Source organism: Candidatus Similichlamydia epinepheli, assembly GCF_003056015.1.
This window is the reverse complement of sequence record NZ_PPEU01000100.1, coordinates 1-2,254: the sequence shown is the minus strand read 5'-3', so window position 1 is coordinate 2,254 and position 2,254 is coordinate 1. Positions and strand designations below refer to the sequence as shown.

General features: G+C 40.6%; 2 protein-coding genes and 1 tRNA gene. 1 reads left to right on the top strand and 2 read right to left on the bottom strand.

Going from position 1 to position 2,254, the window contains the following annotated elements; translation table 11 throughout:
• The first annotated feature begins 4 nt into the window (after positions 1 to 4).
• Positions 5 to 79: transfer RNA gene (locus tag GCCT14_RS04475), tRNA-Pro, on the top strand.
• 9 nt (positions 80 to 88) lie between these two features.
• On the opposite strand, the gene GCCT14_RS04470 is transcribed toward GCCT14_RS04475, so the two are convergent.
• The gene (locus GCCT14_RS04470; RefSeq protein WP_108624398.1) at positions 89 to 1,141 is read right to left on the bottom strand and encodes a DnaA ATPase domain-containing protein; all 1,053 of its coding nucleotides are present in this window, start codon (positions 1,139 to 1,141) and stop codon (positions 89 to 91) included.
• Positions 1,142 to 1,219: 78 nt separating this feature from the next.
• Positions 1,220 to 2,044 carry a membrane protein insertase YidC gene (gene yidC, locus GCCT14_RS04465; RefSeq protein WP_478209990.1) on the bottom strand — a complete coding sequence of 275 codons (825 nt, stop codon included), beginning with the start codon at positions 2,042 to 2,044 and terminating at the stop codon, positions 1,220 to 1,222.
• Between the last annotated feature and the right edge of the window lie 210 nt (positions 2,045 to 2,254).

Below are 2,254 nucleotides of genomic sequence, written 5' to 3'. Positions count from 1 at the left end.
TTTTCGGAGTATAGCGCAGTTTGGTTAGCGCGGCTGCTTTGGGAGCAGCAGGTCGGGGGTTCGAATCCCTCTACTCCGAGGTAAGTGTTCATTGGGAGAGAAAGGAGTTTTTGATTTCTTCGACTTTCTCTCTTAGGTTTGTATCAGTTAACAGTAATTTTGAGATTGCTTTGCAGCTTATTGATACTGTTGTGTTGTCTCTTTTGAATACATGGCCTATTTTTTGGAGGGGCAGTCGGAGTAATATTCTGCACAAGTACATGGCTACTCGTCTCGGGGTGGATGTTGTTTTTTTTTGAGAAATGCCTAGTATTTCGTCTTGTTCCACTTGGAAATGCCTACAAACAGCGTCTAAAATAGTGTTGAAATCGGGTATTTTTTTATTTAATAATTTTTCTTCTTTCAGTAGTGGTTCTAGGTTCGAGCTTGTAATTTTTTTGTTTAATAGAGTGTCCAACCATTTTATAAAACGGTCCGTGTCTTGCCCGAAAATTTTTGTAAGTTTTTCTGGTATGGACTTTTCTGTAGAGAACCCCCTAGCTTGTAGGATTTTATCCAGTATCTGTGTTTGATTTTCTTCTGTGAAGAGAGTCATGGGGGCTAGCAGGCCCCACTCGAATCGACTTATCAGTCGATTTTCAATCGCCACAAGTTGATGTGGGGCTATTTTCGAAGATATAATAATTTGTTTTCCTGCTGTGCGTAAAGTATTGAAAGCATGAAAAAATTCTTCTTGCATTCTTGATCTATCGCTCAAATCAGATACTTCATCTATCATGAGTACGGAGCAAGATCTCAGCTCATTCTGAAACTCATTCAAACACTCTGAACGAATTGCACGAAGAATAGCACCGATAAATGTCTCACAAGTAGCATACAGAACAGTGTGAGCTAATTTCCTTAGCGAGACGGCCGTTCCCACCATAAGGTGAGTTTTTCCACAACCGGAAGGACCCCATAAATAAATTGGGTTAAACGAGCCAAGCTGTGGCTCGCAACCCTCCTCAAGAAGTCCTTCAAACAATCTTTTCGCGAAGATATTTCCCGACACTTCGAGAAAATCTCGAAGAAAATAGGTTGGTTCCCTGTTGGCAATGTCGGAAAGAATCGACTCGACCAAACCTCGTTTGGTTGATTTCATTCCAAAAACCTAATCGTGGTCATTCTCAAAAAGATCAAATAACGCACGAACCTCTGAATGTTCATTAGAGCAACAGTATCAATCCAATTTCCGTTTCCTTGTCAAGGCTTGCTGAGCAAGCCCTAACAAAATAGATGATATCCAATAGATGTTAAGACCTGCAGGAAACTTGTAAAACATCAAAAGGAAAATAGCTGTCATAAGGATTGCAGGACCTCTTCGCTGATGCGTTCCTTCCATTGCCCAGCACTGCTGTAAAAACATAGAAAGAGCAAGAAGGACAGGAAGTAGGTGAAACTGATTGCCGATTACTGGAATAACTGGACTAGACCAAGAAAAAAGAACGTCTGGAGCTGCGAGGTTGTCAATCCAACCAGCGAAAACCTGTGCACCTCTTAATTCAAAACTTGATTTAAGAACTTCGAACATTCCGAACAAAAATGGCATTTGTGCGAGCAAAGGTAACAGACCAAGAATAGGATTGATATTATGTTTTTTATAAAGTGCAAAAATTTCAGTTTGCACCTTGTGAGGAACGTCTCTGTATCTTTCTTGAATAGCTTGCACTTGAGGCGCAAGAGCGCGCACTTTCTCCATTGATCGAAATGACCAAGAATTAAATGGATAAAGAATTATTCTAAGAAAAAGTGTTAACAGAATTATCGACAGAACCCAAGATTTGGTGAACGAATAGAAGAAAGGAAGCAGGTGGGCCAGCAATTTCGAAAAAGGAGCGGAAATTTTGCTAAACCAACCCTGTGCAGCCCAAGAGCAACAGTAAAAAGGTGTTGTTGGGTCATCAATTGGGTGAATTTTTTCATCAACCTCTTTTAAAACCTTATCCCACAAAGGACCTGCGAATACAGTTAATTCGTAAAAACCAGGTTGGTTCGGCAATGGCATAGAGACTTGATAACCTGGTGCAAACTGACTGTTACTAGAATAGCTCGGTAAAAGAGAAAACCTTGTAGGGGCAATTTCTGAAGAAACAGCCTGAAGGCGGAATCCAGATGGCGCGAATGAAATTGGTTCTAATATTATGCTGAAAAAATTATTGCCATTACTTACCCACTGCATGTTCAAGTTGTTCAGAGTAGTATGGGTCTTCGGCAA

Bases quoted from the DNA above. Each gene is read 5' to 3' on its own strand.
- GCCT14_RS04470 (WP_108624398.1), bottom strand. From the start codon at position 1,141: ATGAAATCAACCAAACGAGGTTTGGTCGAGTCGATTCTTTCCGACATT.
- yidC (WP_478209990.1), bottom strand. From the start codon at position 2,044: ATGCCATTGCCGAACCAACCTGGTTTTTACGAATTAACTGTATTCGCA.